The sequence below is a fragment of the Ruminococcus sp. CAG:57 genome (assembly GCF_000435935.1).
Taxonomy (GTDB): domain Bacteria; phylum Bacillota; class Clostridia; order Oscillospirales; family Ruminococcaceae; genus Hominimerdicola; species Hominimerdicola aceti.
Window position 1 is genome coordinate 1 of record NZ_FR890693.1, and the last position, 5442, is coordinate 5442.

Annotated in this window: 3 protein-coding genes and 1 pseudogene; all 4 read left to right on the forward strand. The window is 38.8% G+C overall.

From position 1 onward, the window contains the following. Positions 1 to 566 (forward strand): annotated as a pseudogene (locus QVO88_RS01795) (restriction endonuclease subunit S); the annotation flags it as partial. A gap of 11 nt (positions 567 to 577) precedes the next feature. Beyond that, on the forward strand, positions 578 to 3772 hold the full coding sequence (locus QVO88_RS01800) for an HsdR family type I site-specific deoxyribonuclease (RefSeq protein WP_022286821.1): 3195 nt from the start codon (positions 578 to 580) through the stop codon (positions 3770 to 3772). Positions 3773 to 3821: 49 nt separating this feature from the next. After that, positions 3822 to 4370, forward strand: a complete 549-nt coding sequence (locus QVO88_RS01805; RefSeq protein ID WP_288177711.1) for a restriction endonuclease subunit S — start codon at positions 3822 to 3824, stop codon at positions 4368 to 4370. 15 nt (positions 4371 to 4385) lie between these two features. Beyond that, positions 4386 to 5312: a site-specific integrase gene (locus QVO88_RS01810; protein WP_022286823.1), complete on the forward strand. Its 927-nt coding sequence runs from the start codon at positions 4386 to 4388 to the stop codon at positions 5310 to 5312. The last annotated feature ends 130 nt before the right edge of the window (positions 5313 to 5442 follow it).

Sequence of the window (5442 nt, forward strand, 5' to 3'; positions counted from 1 at the left end):
AGTTGTCTGATATGGTCGAGAGAGTGACGAGAAAGAACGAAAACCGTGAATCAGAGCTGCCACTTACCATATCAGCACAGTATGGCTTGATAGATCAAAACGAGTTCTTCGATAAGCGTATAGCAAGCCGAGATGTAAGCGGTTACTACCTGTTGAAGAAAGGTGAATTTGCCTACAATAAGAGTACATCATCTGATGCTCCGTGGGGTGCAGTTAAGAGACTTGATAGGTACGAAATGGGCGTATTATCGACACTTTACATTGTTTTCGCTTTGAAAGAGAACGGAAATATTGACTCTGATTTTCTTGTTTCGTATTATGATACCGACTGTTGGCATAAGGGAGTTCAAGCTATTGCTGCCGAGGGTGCAAGAAATCATGGACTACTCAATATCACTCCTGCCGATTACTTTGAAACAGTCCTTACAGTACCGTCCGACGTAAAGGAACAGCACCAAATCGGATCTTTCTTTGCAAAGCTCGACACCCTTATTACCCTTCATCAGCGTAAGCTTGAAAAGCTTAAAAATATCAAAAAAGCGTGCCTTGAAAAGATGTTTGTATAGGAGGTATTTGTATGATCTTCAAAAAAGAGGCAAAATTTGAAGATGCTTTGATAAAAGTCCTATTTAATAAGGGCTGGTCTTCGGAAGTTATTATGTATCCAACGGAGGAAGATCTGATACAGAATTGGGCAAATATCCTCTTTAACAATAATCAGAGCATTGATCGTCTGAATGGCTGTCCGCTGACAAGCGGAGAAATGCAGCAGATAATGGAGCAAATAAAAACTTTGCGTACTCCACTTATGCTCAATAAATTTATAAACGGCAAAACTATCTCGATCACTCGTGATAATGTCGATGATAAGCTTCACTTTGGCAAGGAAGTTTCACTTAAGATATACGACCGCAAGGAGATCGCCGCAGGTCAGAGCCGTTATCAGATAGCAAGACAGCCAAAATTCAAGGCGTCCTCTAGAATATTGAATGACCGCAGAGGGGATATAATGCTTTTGATAAATGGTATGCCTGTTATACATATCGAACTCAAACGCAGCGGCGTTCCTGTAAGCGAGGCGTGCAATCAGATACAGAAATATTCTTACGAGGGCGTTTTTACAGGGCTGTTTTCTCTTGTTCAGATATTTGTCGCTATGACACCTGACGAAACACTTTACTTTGCAAATCCCGGAAGTGCCGATGCTTTCAACCCCGATTTTTACTTTCATTGGGCAGATTTCAATAACGAGGTCATAAATGACTGGAAAGGCATTGCATCAAATCTAATTTCTATCCCTATGGCTCACCAGCTTATCGGCTTTTATACTGTGGCTGATGATACTGACGGCGTTCTGAAAGTTATGAGAAGTTATCAGTATTATGCCGCAAGTGCGATCTCTGACAAGGTTTCAAAAACTAAATGGGGCGAGGGCAATCAGCGTGGTGGATTCATTTGGCATACAACAGGTTCGGGAAAAACTATGACGAGCTTTAAGTCTGCTCAGCTTATTGCAAACTCTAAGGATGCAGATAAAGTAGTTTTTCTTACTGATAGGATAGAACTCGGAAATCAGTCATATATTGAATACAATAATTTTGCTGATGATGGCGAAAGCGTACAGAAAACTGAGGATACCTATGTTCTTATCACAAAGCTGAAAAGCTCAGCTCCTGCTGATACTTTGATAGTGACATCTATTCAGAAAATGAGCAATATCAAGAATGATGAAAACGGTCTGAACGCTCATGATATTGAAGAAATAGGCAAAAAGCGTATCGTTTTTATTGTTGATGAATGTCACCGCTCAACTTTTGGTGAAATGCTTTCTACTATCAAAAGTACGTTCCCAAATGCTATATTCTTTGGTTTTACCGGAACACCTATATTTGAAGAAAATCAGAAGAAAATGAGCCAGACATCTACGATATTTGGCGGAGAACTTCATAGATATGTACTTGCGGACGGAATCAGAGATAAAAATGTTCTAGGATTTGACCCTAGAATGGTACAGACTTTTAAAGAAAACGACGTTCGTAAACAGGTTGCACTTGCTGAGGCAAAAGCAAACAACGTGGAGGAGGCTTTTGCTGATGAAAAGAAACGAGAAGTTTTCAATAAATATATGAATGATGTTCCAATGGCAGGATACGAAAATGATGACGGAAAGTATGTCAAGGGCGTTGAAGACTATCTTCCTAATTCACAGTATATAGAACCTGAACATCAGAATGCAGTTGTTAATGATATTTGCGATAATTGGAGCATTCTCAGTGTAAACAAGAAATTCCACGCTATTTTTGCTACAAGCAGTATTCCTGAAGCTATTGAGTATTACGGGCTTTTTAAAGATAAAATGCCAAGCTTAAAAGTGACCTGTCTTTTTGACCCTCATATCAGCAACGAGGATGGAGAATACAAAAATACTTACAAGGGCAAACCTGTGGCGTTATTTAAAGAGGACGGGCTTGTAAAGATCCTTAACGATTACAATGATATGTTTGGACAAGATTTTACTATACCTACTCACGCAAGTTTCAAAAAAGACGTGTCTTTAAGACTTGCCCATAAAGAGAAATATTCAACGATTACACGCACACCTGAGAAAATGCTTGATCTTCTTATTGTAGTTGATCAGATGCTTACAGGTTTTGACTCAAAGTGGGTAAACACGCTCTATATGGATAAGATACTCCAGTATGAAAATCTTATTCAAGCAATGTCAAGAACAAATCGACTTTTCAAAAGCAATGAAAAGCCTTATGGTGTGATAAAATATTACCGCAGACCATTTACAATGAGAGCTTATATTGATGAAGCGGTAAAGACTTATTCAGGTGACAAGCCTACGGTTCTGTTTGTCGAGAAACTGCCGTATAATCTTAAAAAGCTTAATGTGATCTATATGGATATTTCAGAAGTTTTTAAATCTTCGGGAGTATCTGATTTCACAAAGTTGCCTAATGATCACGCAGAAAAAGCTAAATTTGCACAGCTTTTCAAAGACTTTAATCACCATCTTGATGCTGCTAAGCTGCAAGGATTTAATTGGGAACAGGACATTTATACATTTAATGATGAGGAAACCGGTTTAAATGAAACGATCAAATTAGACTTTGGCAGCAACGATTTTATGGCATTGGTACAGCGTTATAAAGAACTCTCCAACGGAAATGATGACGAAAACGGTAATGGTGGTTCAGACGGCGATGATGTTCCATTTGATCTTGTCGGTTATATTACTGAAATTGACACAGGAAGAATAGATGCAGCTTATATGAACAGCAGATTTGAAAAATATTTAAAAAATCTGCACCAAGCTGATATTACTGAAGAGCAGCTGCAAGCGTCGCTTGATGAACTGCACAAGTCCTTTGCTACGCTTACACAAGACGAGCAGAAGTATGCTGAGATCTTTCTGCACGATGTTCAGCGTGGAGAAGTAGTTGTTGAAGATGGAAAGACACTTCGTGACTATATCACAGAGTATCAATATAAGGCTAAAAATGACCAGATCCATAGTTTTGCTGTTGCTTTCGGATTGGACGAAGATTTGCTTAAAAATATGATGCAGTTAAATCTTACAGAGGCTAATATTGATGAATTCGGAAGATTTGACAAGCTGAAACAGTCAGTAAATAAAGCAGCTGCTAAAGCTTTTCTTGAAAAAATCGAGGGTAAAGTGATTATTCCGCCAAAAGTAAATATGAAAGTCGATAAAATCCTCAGAAAATTCATTTTAACAGGTGGCTTTGATCCTGATGAGGGATAAAAGGTATTTAACACCCTCTAAATATACGTTTTTATAAAAGAGTTAAGGTATTTTCCTTAGCTCTTTTACTTTTCCTTGGGAACAGCATAAGTTGGGAGAATTTGCTGATATTGTAGGCGGTGGAACACCCAGCACCTCAAATTTTGAATATTGGGACGGTGATATTGATTGGTATGCTCCTGCCGAAATTGCCGATCAAATTTTTGTTTCATCAAGCGAAAGAAAGATTACACAGCAAGGGTATGATAATAGCTCTGCCAAGATGCTACCCGTTGGAACGGTGTTATTCACATCTCGTGCGGGTATAGGAAAAACGGCGATTTTACGCAAGGAAGGCTGCACTAATCAAGGCTTTCAATCAATTGTTCCACATATAAATGAACTTGACTCATATTTCATTTTTTCTCGCTCAGAGGAAATGAAAAGGTATGGAGAGACAGTCGGTGCTGGCTCAACTTTTGTCGAGGTATCTGGTAAGCAAATGGCAAATATGGAACTTATGATGCCCACAACAATGGAAGAACAGGTTACAATCGGCTCTTTCTTCCGCAACCTCGACTCCATTATCACCCTTCATCAGCGTAAGCCGTTTTGTTGAAATGGAGGTAATGTGATGTTAAATAACATTAAACATACAGACTTGTTCTGTGATTACTATGAAAGGTGGGTTGCAGTATATAAAGAAGGAGCAATTAGAAAGGTTACATTGGATAAATACAAAATGACAATATCCTGGCTGAAAAGGCTTGTGCCTGAACTTGTTTTGAGTGATCTAAACAGAATTGCTTATCAGCAGCTGCTTAATGATTATGCACTGTATCACGAAAGACAAACAACAATGGACTTTCATCATCAGCTTAAAGGAGCGATACTTGATGCGGTTGATGAAGGGCTTATTGAGCGTGATCCGACGAGAAAAGCAATAATAAAAGGTAAAACGCCGTCGGTCAAGAAAATCAAGTATCTTAATCAGTTTGAACTGCACACGCTGCTGACTTCGCTTGATCTTAAGTCCGGAGTGAACTGGGATTGGTTTATTCTTTTGGTCGCAAAAACAGGTATGCGTTTTTCCGAGGCACTTGCTTTGACCCCTCGTGATTTTGATTTTTCACATCAAATGCTTTCTATAAGCAAAACCTGGGACTATAAAGGCAACAGCGGTTTTCTTCCAACAAAGAATAATTCATCGGTAAGGAAAATACAAATAGATTGGCAAACGGTTATTCAATTTGCTGAATTGGTAAAGAGTCTGCCAGAAGATAAACCCATATTCGTAAACGGCAAAGTTTATAACTCAACTGTGAATGACATACTTAGCCGTCATTGCAAAAGGTTGAATCTGTCTGAAATATCTATTCACGGTTTAAGACATACTCACGCATCGCTACTGTTGTTTGCAGGCGTGTCTATTGCCAGCGTTGCTCGCAGGCTTGGTCACGCCAGTATGACGACAACACAAAAAACATATCTGCATATCATTCAGGAACTTGAAAATCAAGACGTTGATCTGGTAATGCGTTCTTTATCGGGACTAAGTTAATTATATAAACGTAAATAACGGCTTGCGTTGATGAAGTGTGATAAGGCGAGAAAAAGTTATAGAATGTAAAAACCATAGTAAAGATAGAAAATACAAAATACAACAAACCGCCGCAGGTCACATAGATTTG

Excerpts from the sequence above, each read along its gene's own strand:
- QVO88_RS01810 (WP_022286823.1), top strand. The coding sequence starts at position 4,386 with ATGTTAAATAACATTAAACATACAGACTTGTTCTGTGATTACTATGAA.
- QVO88_RS01800 (WP_022286821.1), top strand. The coding sequence starts at position 578 with ATGATCTTCAAAAAAGAGGCAAAATTTGAAGATGCTTTGATAAAAGTC.